Genomic DNA, 22127 nt, shown 5'->3' with positions numbered 1-22127 from the left:
ATCATCTTAAAATAATGTGAGAAACCAAGCTCTAATGTCGTCACCGTGGCTGTCATTTAACAGCTTGATGCTCATGAGTAATGAAATCACGACGATCATCGGCCTGATAAGTTTTTGTCCTTTGGTTAACACTAAACGCGCACCCAGTCTCGCGCCAACCATTTGACCGGCAAGCATAACAAAACCAAGCACCCAAAGAACATGACCTCCGATAATAAAAAAGATCAAAGATCCAAAATTGGAGGCAAAATTTAACAATTTCGCATGTGCTGTTGCTTTGGCGAGGTTATACCCTAATAACAGAACATAGGCTAGCGCTAAAAATGACCCCGTACCCGGACCAAATGCGCCATCATAAAAACCAATCCCCATCCCTGCCGCCACACCGAAAATCGGCATACTGACACGCTGAGGTCTATCTTGTACTCCTAAGGAAGGCGTCAGTAAAAAATAGAGCCCAACACAGATGACCATCACCGGTAAAAGCTGTTTCAAAAAAGCAGTATCGATAGATTGGATTAAAATCGCCCCGATCATCGCCCCAATCATGGTCATAATGACTGGGAAAATTTGCTCTCGTAAATTGATCGCTTTACGCCGAGCAAAATAGAGCGTGGCTGAGAAAGAGCCGCCAATCGCTTGTAACTTATTGGTTGCCAACGTTTCAACCGGGGTAATTCCTACAGACAGTAACGCGGGGATAGTCAGTAAGCCACCGCCTCCTGCAATAGAATCGATAAAACCGGCAAGTAGAGCGACAAAGAACAACAGAGCGTAAACTTCAGGCGCAACGGCGGTAAGCCAATCCATTTTACATTCCAGATAAGTGAACTATCACGATGTAGATTTGTTATCTATTTACTGCCTCATTGATAGACAATAAATATCACAGCCCGGATGGATTATAATCGAGGTTTCATCCTAACCTTTAAAACACAGTGGATACCCCGACGGATATCCACTAAAAATACCGGTAATTACTCAAATGGCGCCATTGTTGGCACAACATCCGCACACTGTCCACGGTGGCGCAAGAAGTGATCCATTAGCACAATCGCCATCATGGCTTCCGCAATTGGCACTGCACGAATACCGACGCATGGATCATGGCGACCTTTCGTGATCATCTCGACTTCTTCACCATGGCGATCCAAGGTTTTCCCTGAAACCGTAATGCTTGAGGTTGGTTTCATGGCGATATGCGCAATAATAGGTTGGCTGCTACTGATCCCACCTAAAATGCCACCCGCATGATTAGATGTAAAACCATGGCGCGTGATCTCATCACGGTTTTCGCTGCCTTTTAAACTGACAACGCCAAAACCATCACCAATTTCCACCCCTTTTACCGCATTAATACTCATCAAGGCATGGGCAATATCAGCATCTAAACGATCAAAAACTGGCTCACCTAACCCCGCAGGCACATTTTCAGCGACAACGGTGACTTTCGCACCAATAGAGTCCCCTTCTTTTTTCAAGCCACGAAGCAGCTCATCAAGGGCATCTAATTTACTTGGATCTGGGCAGAAAAATGGGTTTTCTTCGACAATCGACCAATCTTTAATTTCACACTCCACGCTGCCCATTTGCGTTAGACAAGCGCGAATTTGTATACCAAATTTTTCTTGCAGATATTTTTTAGCAATTGCCCCAGCCGCAACGCGCATCGCAGTTTCACGTGCAGATGAACGTCCACCACCTCGGTAATCGCGCATGCCATACTTTTGCTCGTAGGTGTAATCAGCATGTCCTGGACGAAACACATCTTTAATCGCGCCGTAATCTTGAGAGCGTTGATCCGTGTTTTCAATTAATAGTCCAATGCTTGTGCCCGTTGTCACACCATTGAAAACCCCAGACAGAATTTTTACTTGGTCAGGTTCACGTCGCGCCGTGGTATAGCGAGAAGTGCCTGGACGGCGGCGATCTAAATCGATTTGTAAATCCGCTTCAGTTAGTGCCAATCCCGGTGGAACACCGTCAACGATACAGCCTAACGCGAGTCCGTGCGACTCTCCAAACGTGGTCACACGAAACAGTTGCCCAATTGAATTTCCAGCCATTCCCTGTTTCCTATTTGCTTGCGATTCTTATTTTGTTAAAAAATATGATGTTGTGCGTAATTATTATGTTTTATTTGATTATCTCGAGTAACGCAACTCTTTATTAATCAATGTATAATGCGAAGTATTCGTGATGTTCAACCAACTGCTCACGGGTTAACATAAACACGCCATCACCACCAAATTCGAAATCTAACCAGATAAATGGAATATCTGGATATTGTTCAATCAGATGCACCATACTGTTACCCACTTCACACACTAAAATTCCGTCTTCATTTAAGAAGCGAGGTGCATTCGCTAGGATACGACGGACTAATTTCAGACCATCACTACCCGCAGCCAGTGCTAACTCAGGTTCGACACGGAACTCTTGTGGTAGATCGTCCATGTCTTCTGCATCCACATACGGTGGATTCGTGACAATCAAATCATATTTAACTTCAGGCATATCTCTGAACAAATCTGAACGAATTGGGATCACTCGATGCTCTAAGCCATGATTCGCAATATTTTGCTCAGTCACCGCCAATACATCCGTTGAGATGTCCACTGCATCCACTTCTGCTTCAGGGAATTCGTACGCGCAAGCAATAGCAATACAACCACTTCCTGTACACAAATCGAGGATCGTTTGCGGTTCGTCAGATAATAAACCCACAAAATGATTGTTAATCAGTTCACCAATTGGCGAACGCGGGATCAACACACGCTCATCCACATAAAATTCATGACCACAGAACCATGAGCTGTTAGTCAAGTAGGCAACTGGAATACGCTCATTGATGCGACGTAATACGCGCTCAATAATACGATGGCGCTCCGTTGGCGTCAGGCGCGAAGTCAGTAGCTCATCCGGTAAATCCATCGGTAAATACAGGCTTGGCAATACTAACTGTAAGGCTTCATCCCATGGGTTATCTGTGCCGTGACCATAGTAAATATTTGCAGCGTTAAAGCGGCTCATGGTCCAACGTAAAATGTCTTGAATGGTATGAAGTTCTGCGACGGCTTCATCAACGAAGATCTTTTCCAAGAAGGGTTTCTCCTACCTGTCTATTAAAAAGGAAAATTTGAATGGCTAAAGTTTGCCATGAAGTGAGAGACAAATCAGCAGATTAATGTAAGAAAATACACAGATGAGCACTTGTTTGCCTATTTAGGTGCCCAAATAGCTGTGCCCCTGACTTTCATCAAGGGCACTGTACGATGCACTATATTGTATGTTTTACGCTAACTCTTCGACTTCTTTTACTTCTTTTTCTGGTTTTTTTACCCAAACAGCGTAGGCAATCGTCAACAATATTAACCAACCAATACCGACATACAGCGCAATTCGAGTACTTTCGAAATACCCTAAGACACCAAAAATAAATAACATAAAGGCGATCGCGAGGATGGGCGCAACAGGCCACATTGGCACAGGGAATTTCAATTGCTGGACTTGTTCCGGCGTCATCTTACGACGCATCGCAAACTGAGCCAACAAAATCATCAACCAAACCCAAATCGTTGCAAAGGTCGCAATCGATGCGATAACTAAGAATACATCTTCAGGGATCATGTAATTCAGTACCACGCCGATAAACAGTACCAACACCATGACCAATACGGTCATCCAAGGCACCCCATTTTTCGTTAACTTAGTAAATGATTTTGGTGCCTGCCCTTCATGAGCCATACCATACATCATTCGACCTGCACCAAAAATATCACTGTTAATCGCGGAAATTGCAGCAGTGATCACCACCACGTTCAAAATATTCGCCGCCGCTGAAATGCCTAAGCTATCAAATATTTGAACAAACGGGCTACCGTTTTGACCAATTTGATTCCACGGGTAGATACACATGAGGACAAACAATGTCAGTACATAAAAAAGTAAAATACGTACAGGCACCGCATTAATCGCTCTTGGGATCGTCACATCAGGATTTTTGGCTTCGCTAGCCGTAATTCCAATCACTTCAATCCCGCCAAAGGCAAACATTACTACCGCAAATGAGGCGATGACCCCGCCTATTCCATTTGGCATAAACCCGCCATTATCAAACAGGTTTGATACCCCAACGGCATGTTCAGAAGCTTGACCAAAACCAAACATCATAATGGCAGCGCCACCGACAATCATGGCGACAATCGCCGCAACCTTGACAATCGATAGCCAAAATTCCATTTCACCGAAGGTTTTAACGTGACATAAGTTAATCGCACCAATAAAACAGATAATACTCAGTACCCAAATCCACTGTGCGACATCGGGGAACCATAACTTCATATAAACCCCAAATGCGGTCACATCCGCCAAGCAGACGATCAGCATTTCAAATACATATGTCCACCCCGTGAAAAAACCAGCTCTCGCACCTAAATAGTGGCTCGCATATTGAGAAAATGACCCCGCAAGTGGGCTACGTACTGCCATTTCACCAAGGGCGCGCATAACCATAAAAACAGCGGCACCGCCGATAATATAGGCAAGCAGGACCGCCGGACCCGCTGTTTGTATCGCTTTTGCTGAACCATAAAACAACCCCGTTCCTATTGCTGAACCGAGGGCCATAAATCGGATGTGGCGCGCAGAAAGTCCACGCGCAAGTTGTGATGTGCTTTGCATGTTGTGTCCTTCGTTTTTATCAGTCGTTTCGAAGAGAATTCGCAGCCGATACATAGTCGGCTGCTTTTAAAACACTTACTTATAGGAACTATCGGTATATGAACTACAGGTTTTTATGAATGAAAAACCGAGTTTGCTGCAAACAACGTGGCAAGTTTATGTTGATCAATAAGCGAGATAGCTGCCTCGATATCCGGCGCGAAATAACGGTCTTTATCGTAATACGCGACTTTATCACGCAAGGTTTTACGGGCTTTCTCCAGTTTTTCACTCGATTTTAAGCCATCGCGGAAATCCATTCCCTGACACGCAGATAGCCACTCGATGGCTAAAATTCCCGTAACGTTTTTCGCCATTTCCCACAAACGACGACCGGCTGCTGGTGCCATCGAAACGTGATCTTCTTGGTTTGCAGAAGTTGGTAAGCTATCCACACTAGATGGATGTGCTAACGCTTTGTTTTCACTTGCTAATGCGGCTGCCGTTACCTGCGCAATCATAAAGCCGGAGTTTACCCCCCCATTGTTGACCAAGAATGGCGGGAGTTGGGACATATGCGTGTCCATCAACATAGCAATACGACGCTCTGACAACGCACCAATTTCCGCTAACGCCAACGCGATATTATCCGCTGCCATCGCGACTGGTTCAGCATGGAAGTTACCGCCAGAAATGATGTCGCCGTTATCCGTAAATACCAGAGGGTTATCGGAAACTGCGTTTGATTCAATTAAAATCACCTCAGCGGCTTGGCGAATTTGCGTTAAACATGCGCCCATCACCTGCGGTTGGCAACGTAATGAATAGGGGTCTTGAACTTTCGAGCAGTTCGCATGGGATTGTGACAGCTCACTGGTTGGCGACAGAACATCACGGAATAATGCTGCCACATCAATTTGACCTTTTTGACCACGAACTTCTTGGACTCGTGCATCAAATGGCTTACGTGAACCTAATGTGGCTTCGACACTTAATGCGCCACACACAATACCCGATAACAATAAATTTTCAGCAGCAAATAGACCTTTTAATGCAAATGCTGTCGAGGTTTGAGTTCCGTTCAGGAGTGCTAAACCTTCTTTAGCTTCCAGTGTTAATGGCTTCAAGCCCGCTTTTTCTAACGCTTTTTTCGCCGGTAACCATTGTCCATCAACACGTGCTTTACCTTCACCAATCAGAATTAAGCTCATATGTGCCAATGGTGCTAAGTCGCCAGATGCACCTACAGAACCTTTTGCAGGAATGAACGGATACACTTGCGCGTTAACTAACGCAATTAATGCCTCAATCACTTCCAAGCGAATACCTGAAAAACCGCGAGCAAGACTGTTGATTTTGAGCACCATAATCAAGCGAACCAGATCATCATCCAGTGGTTCGCCCACTCCCGCCGCATGGGACATTACAATAGAGCGTTGTAAAGATTGCAGATCTTTGCTGGCAATACGGGTGTTAGCGAGTAAACCAAACCCAGTATTAATACCGTATGCTGTTTTATCTTCAGCAATAATTTTATTGACCGTCGCGACACTTTTTTCAATGGCGCTGTGTGCATGTTTATCTAATGCTACGGTAACGGATTTTTGGAAGACAACGCGTAATTCATCGAGTGTCATTTTCCCTGGATGGATCGTTAATTTAGTCATCAATGGCACTCCTAACGTGTTTTTAGCATAGGTAAGTTTAAGTTTTTCTCTTTCGCACATTCGATAGCGATGTCATAACCTGCATCCGCATGGCGCATCACGCCAGTTGCAGGATCATTATGTAATACACGCGCAATTCGCTCTGCGGCAGCATCGGTACCATCACACACAATCACCACACCAGAATGTTGAGAGAAGCCCATTCCAACGCCGCCACCGTGGTGTAATGACACCCACGTTGCTCCGCTGGCAGTATTGAGTAATGCATTAAGTAATGGCCAATCAGACACGGCATCTGAACCATCTTTCATCGCTTCTGTTTCTCGGTTCGGGCTTGCTACCGACCCCGAATCCAAGTGATCGCGCCCAATGACAATCGGAGCAGATACCTCACCACTTCTCACCATTTCATTGAACGCTAAACCTAATTTGGCACGATCTCCTAAGCCAACCCAGCAAATACGCGCTGGCAAACCTTGGAAACTAATACGCTCACGAGCCATGTCCAGCCAGCGATGCAGATGTTTATCATCAGGCAGTAACTCTTTCACTTTTGCATCGGTTTTATAGATATCTTCAGGGTCACCTGAGAGTGCAACCCAACGGAAGGGACCCACACCACGGCAAAATAGAGGTCGAATATACGCAGGCACAAACCCAGGGAAATCGAACGCATTTTCAACGCCCATTTCTAATGCCATTTGGCGAATATTATTACCGTAGTCGAATGTCGGAATACCTTGTGCTTGAAATGCCAGCATCGCTTTCACATGTTCTGCCATGGATTTCTTCGCTGCCAACGCGGTGCCTTGAGGGTCTTGTATGCTCTTCTCGCGATATTGTTCCCAGCTCATGCCAATGGGTAGATAGCCATTAAGTGGATCATGGGCACTCGTTTGGTCAGTCACCATATCGGGCTTAACACCACGACGGACAAGCTCAGGCAAGACCTCGGCGGCATTGGCACATAATGCGATAGAAACGGCTTTGCCTTCTGAGGTGTATTTCTTGATGCGTGCTAACGCATCATCTAAATCTGTCGCTTGTTCATCCACATAGTGGGTTCTTAAGCGGAAATCGATGCGGCTTTGCTGGCACTCAATATTTAACGAACAAGCACCGGCTAATGTTGCCGCTAATGGTTGTGCGCCACCCATTCCACCTAAACCTGCCGTTAACACCCAACGCCCGGTTAAATCACCGTTATAATGTTGGCGGCCAGCTTCAACGAAGGTTTCATATGTGCCTTGGACAATCCCTTGGCTGCCAATATAAATCCAGCTTCCCGCCGTCATTTGACCGTACATTGCTAAACCTTTCGCATCGAGTTCATTAAAATGTTCCCAATTCGCCCAATGAGGTACAAGGTTAGAGTTAGCAATGAGTACGCGAGGCGCATTTTCGTGAGTTTTAAATACGCCAACGGGTTTACCCGATTGCACGAGTAAAGTTTCATCGCTCTCTAGCTGCTTTAGGGATTCAACAATTTGGTCATAACATTGCCAGTTACGGGCTGCGCGACCAATCCCACCATAAACCACTAATTCTGGGGGATTTTCTGCCACGTCAGGATCGAGGTTGTTCATCAACATGCGCAGTGGTGCTTCTGTCAGCCAATTTTTAGCCGTCAAGGTGGTTCCACGAGGTGCTCGAATTTCAATATTACGATATTTGTTATTTAACTTTATCACGAATATACCCTCACTTAGATGCGTGTTTGACTTATAGCGTCTCCCTATAGATATAGTTGTATATACATGTACAATCAATTTATTTTTTAACAATTGAGATGGCGATAACGAACATCGAAGATGAAAATAATTTATTAATAACAATTATATAGAAAAACACCCTTTGATTTTACTGGTGTTTTTTCATTCTAAATCTGCCTACCAGATCACATTTATTTCACAGTTATTTTACATTTGTGGCGGGAGTTTGAGGTTCGCACAGCTACTTGTGGCTGTGCGAATGTCGACATGGCAGCACGATGCATTTTGTGCCTACCATTAGGAAGAAAAGCTGCCTTTAAGTTTATATCGGTGACCAGGGAATAATAGCTTGGTACTGGTCACGATATGACTTTGTGACCATGTTCGGCGGGTAATTTGCAAGCATGATGCACCCACGTGAACCTGCAAAAGCCGTGCACTTCGGTCATCGGCTTCTACCGCCTCAACGATGTGCTCGCCTTGAGTCAATGGCGCAACACGAGATAAATAATCATGAGGCGTGATGGTCATAAAATCTTGTTCAAGGTAATCAGGGGCAGCCAAAGCATTCACAAAACGGTCTTCGATTTGTACCGGAATATCGTTTTCCAAATGAACCATCACAGAATGATAGACGGGGGTTTCTGGGGGAATATTTAATTCTTTTGCCAGCGTTACGGAGGCAAGAACTTGCTCTAATTTAGTAATTTTACAACTGTATTGATGATTCCTTGCGAGGATTTCATTCTCAATACTATGAATTTCGAACAAAGCAGATTGCCCTTTCGGCTCGGCAACAAACGTGCCAACACCTTGAAGACGCACCAATAAGCCCTCCGCAGTTAATTCCCGCAGGGCTCGGTTCGCCGTCATGCGGCTACAATCAAACTGTACGACTAACTCCGCTTCCGACGGTACACGGTCGTTCGCTTGCCATTCTCCTGCTTGTATTTTTTCAATAATTGACTGCTTAACTTGCAAATACAATGGAACAGGAGTTTTCAGCTTCGGTTTTTTTTCGGCTGTCACGTTTATTTCCAAATAAGTAATGAGTGTGAGTAGTCAACATTGAAAATTAATCAAACAATCGCTGCCTATCGTGGCGATAACAAACCGAGGCAGCAATCAGAACTTTATGAATAAATATGATTATAACCTGAAAAACGAAAACACTTTTTCTATTTTAAATTAATTGAACGGTTAATTTTGATGGGTCACTTTTCCTTGGTAAACACGCTGATGTAATGGATTACTCCCTTGCTCATAAATCATTTCAACCGGATCGTGTGCATTCCATACCACAAAGTTTGCCTGATAACCGGCGCTTAGCTGCCCTATAGCATCCTCGCGACCTAATGCTTTTGCGGCGTGGCGCGTCACGCCTGCCCAAATCTCTTCCGGTGTTAATCTAAACAAGACCGCAGCCATATTCATCACCATACGCAGTGAGGCAAACGGGCTAGTGCCCGGATTAAAGTCAGTGGAAATGGCGATAGGGACTTGGTGTTCACTTAATAAGTCAATGGGGGGTAACTTGGTTTCACGCAAGAAATAGAAAGCGCCAGGTAGTAGCACAGCGACCGTACCACTGCGTTTCAGAGCCTGTATACCGTTAAGATCTAAGTATTCAATATGGTCAACGGACAAACCTTTAAACTGTGCGACAAGTTCACTTCCCCCTAAATTAGAGAGTTGCTCAACGTGCCCTTTCACTGGAATTCCCAATTTTTGAGCAGCCAAAAATAGTTTTTCACTTTGCTTAAGAGAAAAGCCAACACTTTCACAGAATACGTCTACGGCATCAAATAAGCCTTTCTTCCATAATTGCGGCATGATTTCGTTGCATATAAGGTCAATATACTCGTCGGCTCTGCCCTTATATTCAGGCGGAACGGTATGAGCAGAAAGTAACGTTGAGCTAACCTCTATCGGATAAGCTGCAAATAATCGCTTTGCAACTAACAATTGCTTTTCTTCGCTTGCCAGATCGAGTCCATAACCCGACTTCATCTCAACTGTCGTGACACCTTCACGGATCAGCGCTTCAAGGCGCGGTTTAGACACATCAAATAATGCCTCTTCGCTCATTGCCCGTGTCGAGCGTACCGTCGAATTGATCCCACCACCCTGCGCACTAATTGTTTCATAGGAAACACCATTCATCCGCTGTTCCCATTCTGCCGCACGGTTACCACCAAAAACTAAATGAGTGTGGCAATCAATTAACCCAGGCGTGATTAAACGACCTTTAACATCAATAATATCGCAGCCATTAGCTTCCACGTGGTCGCTAGGATGGATCGCGATAATTTGTTCACCACGAATGATCAAATCGTGATTTTCCAGTAAGCCGTATGCCGTGCCCAATTCGGTATTCATTGTCGCAATCCGACCGTTACGCCAGATCACATCATTCGCATGTGCTTTAAATAACATAAATCATCCTATGGCAACAGAAACCCAATTAGGCTTCACATATGAAAGGTAGGGATACAAAGGTATATATATGTATATACAATTAGACTACTTATCTATCTATTGTCAATGGATAGACGTGCAAAAGTTATAAATTTGTTACGTAGCGCTAAAAATATTCTATGATAACCGTTCATGCAAAAAATGGGTTACACTACTGGCAGTTTTACCCATCTCAAAAGAATGATTTATTAACCATGAATAAAAAGAAATTTGCCTTAGAAGACGGCGACATTAATCTATTTAAAGAAGCGATTCGGGGTGCCAAAAAAATTCACCAAGACCAAATAGTGCATGCCCCTATTCGTGAAAAAGTCACTCAGCCATCCCGTAAAAAAGTTCAACAAGAACAAGTAGATGCTTCATTTTATTTTTCTGATGAATTTCAACCACAGCTAGATAATGACGGTCCGACTCGCTTCTTACGACCGGACTCCAACCCCTATGAATTAAAAAAATTACGTCGTGGGGACTATGTACCAGAGCTATTTCTTGACCTTCACGGGCTCACCCAAATGGAAGCAAAACAAGAAATTGGTGCATTGATAGCAGCATGTAAACGGGAAAATGTGCATTGTGCTTGTATCATGCATGGGCATGGTAAGCATATTTTGAAACAGCAAACACCCTTATGGCTAGCCCAACATCCTGATATTGTTGCCTTTCACCAAGCCCCTAAAGAGTGGGGAGGTAATGCCTCGCTGTTATTATTAATTGAAACAACGGAGAGTGCTCGCCGTTAAGCACTCATTTACGGACTGTTTCATCACCATGATGCTCAAACTTAGGATTGGATCAATGAGATCTGCGATGGACTGAGCATCCATTCTAAATGACATTTCATCTGCTCAGTATTCACCTCAACGCACGCAATAGTCGAGGTTGTAAACATAGGTGGTGCTTCTTGAGGGCACAATTCCGACACCAAATAACCCACGAGTGGAAGATGAGAAACGACTAAAACCGCTTTGGCGCCACTAAATGCATAATCCCGAATTTGCGCAGCAACCCACTCTGCATTTCCGCCAGGCGTTAAACCATCCATAACCTGTACTTGCGAGGGTAAAGACAGTTCATCGCGCATCACTTGCCACGTTTGCTCTGCCCGTAAATATGGGCTCACTAATACCGTATCAATTAACGGATGACGCGCTTGCAACCACTTCGCCATGAGTATGGAATCATCTTTCCCTTTCTGGGTTAATGGTCTTGCCGAGTCACTCGCTGCCTGTATCACAGCATCACCATGACGCATAATATAAACTTGCATAATCCACCATCTGTGCCGCTATTCCACATGAGAATATGGGTCTTTTCATTTAGATAATTATAGTTAAAGATAACCATCAGTTGGGGTGAGAAGAGATTCTGCAACAAACCCGTTGCAAATAAAATGATTTACATTGTTTTTTACTGACATTTTTCGTTATTCAGCCATAAAAAAACCTGATAACCACAGCATTTAAATGCGGTATCAGGTTGATTAAAAGGCAATTATAATTTAATTAGTGCTGCTATTCTCTTCCGATGATAATGCATTTTTTTCATGATCATCCGCGGGATAAAACTGACGATTAGACTGTGCCATATCCACCAGTAATTTACACGGCGTAAATTTATCACCGTGTTTTTCGGTCAGCTGTTGCAGTATTTCGACGACTTTGCCGACCCCAAGGCTATCCATATAACGGAAAGGTCCACCAAAAAATGGCGGGAAGCCAATACCGAATACTGCGCCAATATCCCCATCACGGGCACTACGAATAATGTTTTCTTCTAAACAACGAGCGGCTTCATTCAGCATCAGCATGACACAGCGCTGGGCAATGTCTGTTTGGCTTGTCGTCGTTGAGGGATGAATGCTAATCAGTGAATAAATACCGTGGTCAACTTGGCGTTTTGTGGATTTTTTCCAGAAAGTAAGCTTGCCCCCAGTTTGCCCATAAACATAAAACCCACGTCCATTTTTCTTGCCTTTACGATCGTCATTAATCACTTTATCAAGCACATCTGGCGCTTTAAAACGATGACCAAACCGCTCAACCAAAATAGGGAGAATTTTAGTTCCCACATCAATACCCACTTCATCTAACAGATGGAAAGGTCCCACTGGGAAACCAAATTTCACTAATGCTTTATCGATGTGGTCGATGGCATTTCCTTCAACAAGGCACTGTGCAGCTTCACATAAATACGGCGCTAAAATTCGGTTTACATAGAAGCCAGCATCATCTCCGACCACTATCGCGGTTTTGCCTTGGCGCTTAGCAAACGCAATAGTTGTCGCTACTGTGGCTGCATCGGTTTGCTGATGCGGGATCACTTCCACCAGCGGCATTTTATCAACTGGGCTAAAATAGTGCAGTCCAATCACCTTCTCGGGGTGTGGGCTACCTTCTGCAATGCGATGAATAGGCAACGACGATGTATTCGATGCAAATATCGCTTTCCCTTCCGACATTTTTGCTGTTTCTTGCACCATTTTACGTTTCAGCGCCAGATCCTCAAAAACCGCCTCCACCACGATATCTGCAGTTTCTAACCCTTGATAAGTGAGCGTACCAGAGATTCTCGCCATAATGGCATCTCGCTCCCGCACAGATAAGCGCCTTTTACTGACACGCTGGGAGAGCAAATCCCAGCTGTAACGCAACGCTTGAGAAATGCCTTTGTCTGAAATGTCTTTAATACGCACGGGGTATTTACCAAATACAGCGCTCACATAAGCAATCCCGCCCCCCATTAAGCCGCCACCCAATACGCCAACTTGCTTAATCGTTTTAGGTTTAGCTTCTGCACCTGTTTCATTTTTAAGTGCTGTAGAGGCAAAAAATAGGCTACGTAAAGCGGCTGATTCTGGTGTCATTGCCAGTTCACCAAAAGCTTTGGCTTCTTCGGCAAAACCGACTTTTAATCCATGGTTCATCCCCGCTTTAACAACCTGAATAATTTTCTCTGGTGCAGGATAATGCCCTTGGGTTTTCTTGACCGTTTTTTCTTTCGCGCTAGCAAATACTTTATTGCGCAGTAATTTACTACTGAGTAAACGCTGCTGCCAAGGTAGAGGCTTACGTTTCACACCGCCTTTTTGCGCTAGTTCCACAGCGGTATCCAATAAAATCGACAAAGGAACCACATCATCCACTAACCGCATTTTTAATGCCTGTTTGCCTTTCAGTTGGCGCCCTGTCAGCATAATATCCAGCGCATTAGGGATACCAATTAAGCGAGGTAAACGCTGTGTTCCTCCCGACCCAGGAAGTAGACCCAGCTGTACTTCAGGGAGACCCAATTTGGTTTTATCATCATCAGAGCAAACACGCGCATGGCAAGCCAGCGCTAGCTCCAAGCCGCCACCAAGGCATGCGCCATGAATAGCGGCAATAATTGGCAGCGGATAATTTTCAATTTTGTCGAACAGTGTATGCCCTTGTTTCGACAATTCACTCGCCTGCTCTTTGCTAGTGCAATTGGCAATCATGCTGATGTCTGCACCGGCGATAAAATTGTCTTTTTTTCCTGACGTAATCACCAAGCCTTTCAGACCTGAAGTGGATTGAGCTTGCTGTAAAATAGCATGAAATTGCTGTGCAAATTCAGCTTTCAAGGTATTCACTTTTTCATTAGGAACATCAATATAAATCACACCAACATTGCCATTAACTATCTTTAACGTAAATGCTGGCTCCGTGACTACCGTCGAATGTTGCGTCATTATTCTGCCTCCAAAATCATTGCCACTCCGAGCCCACCTGCCGCACAGGCTGTTGTTAACCCAAAACCGCCGCCACGTCTACGTAGCTCGTTCAATGTTTGAGTGACCATTCTTGCCCCTGTCGCAGCAAACGGATGCCCATACGCAATTGAACCACCTAACACATTAAACTTGTCCATATCAATTTCCCCTATCGCTTTCGATAGACCGAGTTTTTCTTGGGCAAATTGTTGACTCGCAAACATTTGAATATTAGAGAGCGTTTGAGCAGCAAAAGCTTCATGCATATCAATCAAGGTAAGATCTTGCAAAGTCAGTCCCGCCTTTTTTAACGCAATCGGCGTCGCATAAGACGGTCCCAATAACATATCTTCCCAGACATCAATCGCCGAGAATGCGTAGCTTTTAATATAACCTAATGGAGTGTAACCCAGTGCTTTCGCACGAGATTCAGTCATCATCAACACGGCTGCCGCACCATCCGTAAGTGGTGTACTGTTCGCAGCAGTAACACTACCGTGTTTTCTGTCAAAGGCGGGTCTGAGCTTCGCGTAAGACGTCAGAACCGAATTTTCACGCACGTTATTATCGCGAGAGAAAGCTTGCTTATAAGGCGGCATATACGCCGTCATCACTTCGTCATCCAGTACGCCACTTTTCCATGCTTTCGCCGCCAATAGATGAGAGCGATGTGCTAATTCATCTTGTTGCTCACGGCTAATATGGTAGCTTTTTGCCATCTGTTCCGCAGTATCCCCCATGCGCAACCCCGTTGAGTATTCCGCTACACCCGGCGCGACCGGCGCTAAATCTTTCAAGCGCAATTTGCTAATCAGCGATAATTTTTGCCCGAATGACTTCGCTTTACTTAATGCTAATAATGTTGCAACGAGCTTCTTCGAGACACCAATGGGTAAAACAGAAGAGGAGTCTGCTCCCCCCGCAATACCCACAGAAATATCACCCACCATCATACTTTGTGCCACATTCACAATAGCTTGGAAGCTGGTAGCGCAGGCGCGAGATACACTGTAGGCATCTGTCGAAACACTCATTCCTGTGCCCAAGACAATTTCTCTCGCAATATTGGGCGCTTCCGGCATTTGAACAACTTGACCAAACACCAGTTGTTCAATAATCGATGGATCGATATCACTACGATGAAGTAGTTCTGCAACGACAGTTTTGCCTAAATCCACAGCGGGAATATTGAGATAAGCCGTAGATTGCTTAGCAAAAGGCAAACGTAATCCGCTAACAATGGCAATTCTTTCTTTTACTGAATGCCGATTATCGCCATGGTGAGAGAGTTGATTCATGGTCGCTCCTGCTAAAAGGAAAATAAAGTAGAGTTGTTGTGATTAAAATAAGAGGTCTGACCTGTGTAAATAGTTAACATATTCGTCACATTTATCAATCAGTGTCGATAAAAAATGCGAGCTCACACACAAGTTACAATCAATTGACCATAATGGCAGGAAATTTGGTGGGTTTTTAGTCAGAAAAAACCCATTCACTTCTAAAAATGACGCATACGCGAAATAATAGAGTCAATGGGCTTTGAGAAGGAATTCAAACGTTTGATTAACGCAAGCCTAATTGGAAAATCAAGCTTTCTGCTTCACAGCTAAATGTAAAGTTCGCGGATAACTCCACACCACCTGCAACAGGGATGATTGAGTGAGTAATTTCGCACGGTTCTGACTCTACTGATTTCGCTTTTTCAGTGAGTGTTTTCAACATCGCTTCAGCGTCTTGCTGAGTGGCGAAAACTTGCTGATACGATGCGGTGCAATCCTTATTTTCCAGTACAGTACCGACATCTACACAGCAGCATGCAGCCGTTTCATCCGCGCTACAACGTTTAATTGCATCAGTCATTTTATTCTCCCAATGAACAAACTGTTAAGTAAGTATCATAACGCTGAAAAAGTGCCAAACACTAGTGATATCAAATTTAATTGCTAATAATCCAACATAAGTTTGATCTAGTTCCTTATATGAGCATTTCTTACTCGTTAAGCTCATTCGAATGTTGCCATTTTGTTAATTGCATCGCATTTTCGAAAATAAAAATCGCACAAAAACAAAACAACCTTGCAACATACCCAGTGGTCAGACCTATACTCAGTGAACTGGTCTGATTTGTCATTGCGGCAAGCGACCCTACAATTCAGCGCTTCTTGCGATAGAAGTCGCTTATTTAAATAAAACTACTAGAGGGTTTTGGTCATGAACCAGAAAAACCTATTTGCTCGATCAGCTTTAGCAATCGCAGTGGCTGTTATCTCTTCCAATGCAAGCGCAGCTGGTTTTTTGCTGAATGAATATTCAACCTCAGCCTTAGGACGTGCATTTTCAGGCGCAGGAGCCGTCGGCGACAACGCAAGTGAAGGCAGCCGCAACCCAGCTGCAATGATGTTATTTGATCGACCAACCATGTCAATTGGTGCGGTTTATATTGACCCAACCGTAGATATCAAAGGGCGTGATGACGATAAGTATACTGCCAATAACATCGCCCCTAATGCCGTAGTACCTAACGCTCACTTTATCTTTCCAATCAATGATAAATGGGCAGTTGGTACTTCCATGACCACTAACTTTGGCCTCGCGACTGACTTCCATAAAGATTATGCAGCGGGCTTAGTTGGCGGTAAAACAGATTTAAAAACCGTTAACTTAAATTTAAGCGGCGCCTATCGTATCAACGACAACTTCAGTTTTGGTTTAGGTGCGAATGCCGTTTATGCCGATGCTGAAATTACACGTCACATGGGCGAGAAAGCTATAGATTTTGTTGGTTTGGGAATTACACCAAGCACAGATGCCGCTAAATTAAAAGGTGATGATTGGGGTTACGGATGGAACGCGGGGCTTCTGTATGAAATCAATCAAGATAACCGTTTAAGTTTTACCTACCGTTCAAAAGTGAAAGTGAAATTTGAAGATGGTAAATATTCTAACGGGATCCCAAACCTTAAACCATCACAAATTCAAGCGCTTAACCCTACGGGGGGTAAGACTGTTAAGGGAACTTTAGATTTAAACCTACCTGATGTTTGGGAATTCTCCGGTTACCATAAAGTCGATCCGAAATGGGCACTGCACTACAGTGTTTCTTATACAGGTTGGAGTACTTTCAAAGACTTAACTGCCTATAGAAAAAGTGATGGCAAAGAGCTATTCCATAAACCAGAAAACTTTGATGATGCATGGCGCTTAGCATTAGGTACCACCTACTTCTACGATGATAACTGGACATTCCGTACCGGTATTGCTTACGATGAAAGCCCAGTGCCATCTAAATACCGTTCAATTTCTATTCCTGACCAAGACCGTTACTGGCTCACCGCAGGTACCACTTATGCATTTAACAAAGATGCCTCTGTGGACTTAGGTATTGCTTATATGTACGGTAAAAAGGTCAATATTAATGAAAGATTGATCGAAAAAGATCCTACTTCCGAAGTTCGTTTCAAATCTGAAGGCTCTGCATGGTTATACGGCGTTAACTTTAACTATACCTTCTAATCAGTTTTCTCCTATCAGGGGAGCTCGCTCCCCTGATATCTCCCTCTTCTATTTCTTCCTCTGCTCGACTTTCTTTTTCTGCCCTTCGCAGAAAAATCATCCTCAAACCAAATTTTTCTTGACTTTTTTTTGTACAGATTTATATATTAATTATAGCCCGATGTTATTTTATTGTTAAAAACATTCCTGCGGCTTATTCATGTACTGATTCCAGTCATATTTATTCACCCATTCATTTTTAAATGCGATGCTGACCTTCATTTTTTTGACATGAAGAAACAGTAAAATTGCTCACTAAGCGATCGTTTGAGGAAAACCATGAAGAAAACGTAGGAGGAAGTTATGGGAACATTATTTACTATCAGCTTTGTTAGCGTGTTAGTCGTCAGTGCCGTGATTGACACAGTCATCCAACGAGGAAAACAGGACAATGACTAGCAGTATCTTTATCACTCTCTGATGTCCAAAAAACATAGAGAGTGATAAACCCCACCGAATCAATCGATCAACCAATTAGTCAATCGAATCCAACTCCCCTTCAATGACCGCCGCATTTGGGTTATCTGCTGGTTGCAGCGTTCCCCCTTTAGATAAGAAATCATTACGTTGGAAGTAAGCTTCGCGGAACATTAAGTAAGGATCGGAAGAGCTTTTCAGCAATCCATCAGAATCGAGCAATCTTGCACGAGTTTCAATACCTTCTAATGCCCATTTACCTGCCGACATCCAGAACGTTAAATAACTCAGCATTGGGTAGAGATCGTCAGCAAGGTCACCGCCCTGTTCACGCAATGTCGCACTACCATAACCCGGTAATACAACATAAGGACCATAACCGACATCATAGTAGCCTAATGTATTACCAAAACGTTTAGGTTCCTCTTTCACCAATTGAGGATTTGCCATACCGGCAACATCGATTAAACCACCGATACCAAATACGGAGTTTAAGAAGAAGCGGTTAAAGTGTTTGAACCCTTGCTCCACTTCCCCACGCAAAAAACTGTTTAGCATGCTAGCGGGTTCTTCTAGATTGCCAAGAAAGTTACTGAGTCCGTTTCGGGCAGGCATTGGCACATAATCATTCCAAGCAACCGCTACAGGTCTTAAGACATAGGGGTCTAAGACATTATAGTTAAAGTTAAACATTGCTCGGTTAAAGCCTTCTAACGGGTCTGAACGCTGCTGCGTTTCTGGGTCAACGCTAGCGCACCCAACCATTAAAACTCCCGCGAGAAGAACGCTACTCATGCGAAACTTCATCATTCTCTCCATCCTTTAGTCCACCTTGCCATGGTGTTTTTATCGTTATTGCTAATCGCCTTATCATAGAAGCAAATAGAAAAACGTGTTAAACGTTTTGAGTGGTTTAATTACCTTATTCGCATAATTATAACCTATTTAATTATCAACTTATCATAAGAAGTATAACTTGATCGCCTTGAAAACAACGATTACAACGGTATATGGCATTAATTAGCGAATTAACATAGAGATAGACTTATCTGAAATTATTTTTTCATTACGACGGAAATGATTAAAAACCCAACAAAGAAATGTCGAAGAAAGATAAAAATAGAGAAATTGGTTGTAACAGCTTGATTCGATGGGAGGTGGACAGTAAAATGCCAAACGCTCACCCGCGCCATCTCAATGTCCCCTTAGTTAAATGGATATAACGAGCCCCTCCTAAGGGCTAGTTGCAGGTTCGATTCCTGCAGGGGACACCAGTTTTTATTCAAGATAAGTCAACCTAGTTCCTAATTGCCTAATCCAACTTAATTCTCCCTATATCAAGCTTATAATAGTAGTAAGGGTGTAATTACGGTTATCTCGCTTTCCGTACACATGGTGTTGCTGTCTTTGCCCTTGTTGTTTACATTCGTCAGCAAGGAGCCTGCCGCGTTGGTGACAAATTGGTCACCCACTGACGCACCACCGGTGCTAAAGCCACCACTTTGACTATCCACCTGATAATCGGCTTTGTTTTTGATATCCCCAAAACCCAGAGTGCCCGTATCCAATGTATTTTTATTCGCGTCTGCTGTGCTGCTAATCACGGTACCATCGAGTTGCGTATGCTTGCCCACTTTGATATCAAAGCCGCCTTTGCCCGCATTAATGCCCGTTTGTTTATCCACCGATTGATAATCACTGTGCATTTCGGTTTTGCTGGCATTGAGACGCAGTGAACCGCCCGCTTGGCTAATACTGCCACCAAAAGTAGATAGAATCGCGAGAGTTGATAACCAAAAGCGAAGTGGTCAAAACCAGACAGTATGCAGTGGGTTACTTGCCGAACCGCGGTAACCCTAACCCCAGCCCCCAACTGACCATTAGCGGTAAGTGGCTGAAGGAACTGGGGTTTGAGGTGGGCAGTCACTTCACCCTCACTCGCCAAACCGGACAGTTGACTATCCGGTTGGCTGAGAGGGAGTTAAAGAGTTAAAGCAACTAAATGGATCCCTACATACAATAGGGATCTATTGAACGATTTTTTATAAGGGCACGTTTAAACATCACTTAGATCGCTTATGATGCCAGTAACCAATAAATAGGTGTACGCAGCTAGTAAACACTCCTAAAGTTACACCTAAAATTAGCAACTCCTTAATAACAGAAATATCTATAACAAAAACATTTAATTTTATATATCTAATTACTTCAACAATAAGCTTAAGTAATAAAAACATAACAAAAGCGCCAAATGAATAGCATATTGATATAATTAAAAAATAATTAATTGCTTTCATTTTCATCCTTTGTCGTCAATGGTTTTAATATTTCAGTTATTTCATTGCCTATAAATTCTGATCCAGCCGATCCGAATGTGCTTCCCGCAATAGCTGGTGTCGGTGATATGGCAGGAGGAGCGGATATAGACGGCATTTCTACTAGGTACTTTTCTTTGAGACCACTTGACCATGGGTTCATTTTGTTATTTAAAACGTTTGTAGTCCCTAGACCAACACCATAACCTACCGATGAACCAATGAATGCTCCGCCCATCGAAGCCCAAGGTGACTTCCCATCAATTAAACTTGATACTCCAGCACCTGTTGTATTGGTTGTTACTGTTCCCCAATACCCCATTCCAGGTGTGATCCCCCCAGTTAATAATGATGTTCCGAAATTTGTGTAACTAAAATCAGTCTTATCGGGGTCTTTATAAATATTATATCCCTGCATCCCTAAGTTCGCTGTACCTGTGGTTGTAACACCTATCACACGGTTAGCGACAGAAGCGCTTCCTAACCAACTCGATACATAAGGACTAACCGCTTTACTCATCATTGGCAAACCTAATGTAATTGTCGCTATTGCAGCTCTTGGTATTTTATTTGTTCTTTCTAAATCACTATAGTTATCGATGATTGGTGTCAATTGATTGATGCTTGTTTGTGCTATATAGCGACAATTCAAATTACAATTATCTGAGTTTAATAACTCAGTGAGTTCATTCTTTTGTTGCTCTAAGTAATCTTTAGAAATTTTTGTATCTAACGCTTTTTGTAACTGTTCTTTATCCAAGTTTTCAGCCATTACGATTAGTTTCTTTTTGTCCTCATCGGTGGCTGCATTATCATACTTATCAACCCAAGATGTGATTTGTTTGGCACTCAAATAGTTATTCTCAACAACAACTCAAACTAAAATTACTTTTTCATAGCTAGTCTTCAGAGCTATTATTTTTATTATCAAATTTACCTGTGACAATAGGAATGATGACATTAGCGATCAAAAGTCCAGCCCCTAAAACCAAACCTATTGCACCTCCTACTTTTACTGCATAAATCAATGATTCATAAATAGATTTTATATTCAGAGAATCAAATGAAAATGTACTCTCTTTAAAAAAGCTATTAGGATTCCTATAGGAACCCCAAGCATACATAATAAAATTGAAAAAACAGGCAGAACAATTACAGCTTGGATAAAGGAAATAAATAGTTTTCTTTTCATTTTATTTATTTCCTTTTAAATCTTTTATCGTTTTCTCTGTGGCATTTTCAGCTGTAGAACCAACTCCTCCACCGATAACTTCACCTATAATTTCTGATTTGACAGGTCCATACCCATTATTTAATAAGTTACCTGTAACTTTCAGTTGGCTGAGGAGTGAGGTTAGCTATCTTTTTTAGTATACATAAAGTAGGTTATTACACCTAGCATTGGGCCTAGCATCAATGCTAGATTGCCTGCTTTTTTTACATACTCAAATGGAAATATTAGTTCAGTATTCATAAATAACCATGTATAACTTTCGGCAAACAAAAATGCAAAGATCCCCAAAACAAAAATTGCAATGACCCACATTGAAGTTAAAAAAAGAAAAAAAGTCCCTTACTTTTTTTGTGTTTC

The 22127-nt window shown here is 43.1% G+C and carries 18 protein-coding genes and 1 tRNA gene; 4 read left to right on the top strand and 15 right to left on the bottom strand.

What is annotated here, in order from left to right; translation table 11 throughout:
• Window positions 1–6: 6 nt before the first annotated feature.
• The 8 genes from PSF16_RS05700 to hutI all read right to left on the bottom strand — a co-directional run bounded on the left by PSF16_RS05700 (window position 7) and on the right by hutI (window position 10477).
• The gene (locus tag PSF16_RS05700) at window positions 7–810 is read right to left on the bottom strand and encodes a TSUP family transporter (RefSeq protein ID WP_272688946.1); all 804 of its coding nucleotides are present in this window, start codon (window positions 808–810) and stop codon (window positions 7–9) included.
• A 167-nt stretch (window positions 811–977) separates the two neighbouring features.
• Window positions 978–2066 (bottom strand): chorismate synthase, encoded by a 1089-nt coding sequence (aroC, locus tag PSF16_RS05695; protein ID WP_006661338.1) that lies wholly within the window; start codon window positions 2064–2066, stop codon window positions 978–980.
• A gap of 103 nt (window positions 2067–2169) precedes the next feature.
• Window positions 2170–3102 carry a 50S ribosomal protein L3 N(5)-glutamine methyltransferase gene (gene prmB / locus PSF16_RS05690; RefSeq protein ID WP_272688945.1) on the bottom strand — a complete coding sequence of 311 codons (933 nt, stop codon included), beginning with the start codon at window positions 3100–3102 and terminating at the stop codon, window positions 2170–2172.
• Between the two features lie 192 nt (window positions 3103–3294).
• Window positions 3295–4683 (bottom strand): amino acid permease, encoded by a 1389-nt coding sequence (locus PSF16_RS05685; protein WP_154631352.1) that lies wholly within the window; start codon window positions 4681–4683, stop codon window positions 3295–3297.
• A 113-nt stretch (window positions 4684–4796) separates the two neighbouring features.
• A complete protein-coding gene (gene hutH / locus PSF16_RS05680; RefSeq protein WP_006660235.1) occupies window positions 4797–6329 on the bottom strand; it encodes a histidine ammonia-lyase in 1533 nt (510 codons plus the stop codon).
• Window positions 6330–6340: 11 nt separating this feature from the next.
• On the bottom strand, window positions 6341–8020 hold the full coding sequence (gene hutU / locus PSF16_RS05675) for a urocanate hydratase (RefSeq protein ID WP_272688944.1): 1680 nt from the start codon (window positions 8018–8020) through the stop codon (window positions 6341–6343).
• A gap of 318 nt (window positions 8021–8338) precedes the next feature.
• Window positions 8339–9070: a histidine utilization repressor gene (gene hutC / locus PSF16_RS05670; RefSeq protein WP_006660233.1), complete on the bottom strand. Its 732-nt coding sequence runs from the start codon at window positions 9068–9070 to the stop codon at window positions 8339–8341.
• 171 nt (window positions 9071–9241) lie between these two features.
• Entirely contained in the window at window positions 9242–10477 is a 1236-nt protein-coding gene (gene hutI / locus PSF16_RS05665) for an imidazolonepropionase (RefSeq protein ID WP_272688943.1), read from the bottom strand.
• A 236-nt stretch (window positions 10478–10713) separates the two neighbouring features.
• Here hutI and smrB point away from each other — a divergent pair, with 236 nt between their 5' ends.
• Window positions 10714–11259, top strand: a complete 546-nt coding sequence (gene smrB, locus PSF16_RS05660) for an endonuclease SmrB (protein WP_006661334.1) — start codon at window positions 10714–10716, stop codon at window positions 11257–11259.
• Window positions 11260–11300: 41 nt separating this feature from the next.
• On the opposite strand, the gene sixA is transcribed toward smrB, so the two are convergent.
• From sixA to PSF16_RS05640, 4 genes are all read right to left on the bottom strand, one after another.
• Window positions 11301–11786 (bottom strand): phosphohistidine phosphatase SixA, encoded by a 486-nt coding sequence (sixA, locus tag PSF16_RS05655; protein ID WP_006661333.1) that lies wholly within the window; start codon window positions 11784–11786, stop codon window positions 11301–11303.
• Window positions 11787–12017: 231 nt separating this feature from the next.
• A complete protein-coding gene (gene fadJ, locus PSF16_RS05650) occupies window positions 12018–14231 on the bottom strand; it encodes a fatty acid oxidation complex subunit alpha FadJ (protein ID WP_272688942.1) in 2214 nt (737 codons plus the stop codon).
• Window positions 14231–15550 carry an acetyl-CoA C-acyltransferase FadI gene (gene fadI, locus PSF16_RS05645; protein ID WP_272688941.1) on the bottom strand — a complete coding sequence of 440 codons (1320 nt, stop codon included), beginning with the start codon at window positions 15548–15550 and terminating at the stop codon, window positions 14231–14233. Before fadI ends, fadJ begins: the two co-directional genes overlap by 1 nt.
• Window positions 15551–15815: 265 nt before the next feature.
• Window positions 15816–16112 (bottom strand): YfcZ/YiiS family protein, encoded by a 297-nt coding sequence (locus PSF16_RS05640; protein ID WP_272688940.1) that lies wholly within the window; start codon window positions 16110–16112, stop codon window positions 15816–15818.
• Between the two features lie 351 nt (window positions 16113–16463).
• On the opposite strand from PSF16_RS05640, the gene fadL reads away from it, so the two are divergent.
• On the top strand, window positions 16464–17765 hold the full coding sequence (gene fadL, locus PSF16_RS05635; protein ID WP_272688939.1) for a long-chain fatty acid transporter FadL: 1302 nt from the start codon (window positions 16464–16466) through the stop codon (window positions 17763–17765).
• Between the two features lie 513 nt (window positions 17766–18278).
• On the opposite strand, the gene mlaA is transcribed toward fadL, so the two are convergent.
• Complete coding sequence (gene mlaA, locus PSF16_RS05630; RefSeq protein WP_272688953.1) at window positions 18279–19028, bottom strand: phospholipid-binding lipoprotein MlaA; 750 nt, start codon at window positions 19026–19028, stop codon at window positions 18279–18281.
• Window positions 19029–19420: 392 nt separating this feature from the next.
• On the opposite strand from mlaA, the gene PSF16_RS05625 reads away from it, so the two are divergent.
• Window positions 19421–19495 (top strand) — tRNA-Arg (locus PSF16_RS05625).
• 69 nt (window positions 19496–19564) lie between these two features.
• On the opposite strand, the gene PSF16_RS05620 is transcribed toward PSF16_RS05625, so the two are convergent.
• A complete protein-coding gene (locus PSF16_RS05620) occupies window positions 19565–19927 on the bottom strand; it encodes a hypothetical protein (protein ID WP_336313812.1) in 363 nt (120 codons plus the stop codon).
• Window positions 19928–20025: 98 nt separating this feature from the next.
• Between PSF16_RS05620 and PSF16_RS05615 the strand changes: the two genes are divergently transcribed.
• Window positions 20026–20214, top strand: coding sequence for a SymE family type I addiction module toxin (locus PSF16_RS05615; protein WP_336313813.1), 189 nt, complete (start codon window positions 20026–20028; stop codon window positions 20212–20214).
• A 290-nt stretch (window positions 20215–20504) separates the two neighbouring features.
• Here PSF16_RS05615 and PSF16_RS05610 read toward each other — a convergent pair whose 3' ends face one another.
• The gene (locus tag PSF16_RS05610) at window positions 20505–21389 is read right to left on the bottom strand and encodes a hypothetical protein (protein ID WP_272688938.1); all 885 of its coding nucleotides are present in this window, start codon (window positions 21387–21389) and stop codon (window positions 20505–20507) included.
• Window positions 21390–22127 lie beyond the last annotated feature (738 nt).

The organism is Providencia sp. PROV033 (assembly GCF_028484855.1).
In the GTDB taxonomy this organism is placed as follows: domain Bacteria; phylum Pseudomonadota; class Gammaproteobacteria; order Enterobacterales; family Enterobacteriaceae; genus Providencia; species Providencia alcalifaciens.
This window is presented reverse-complemented; position numbering and strand designations above follow the sequence as displayed.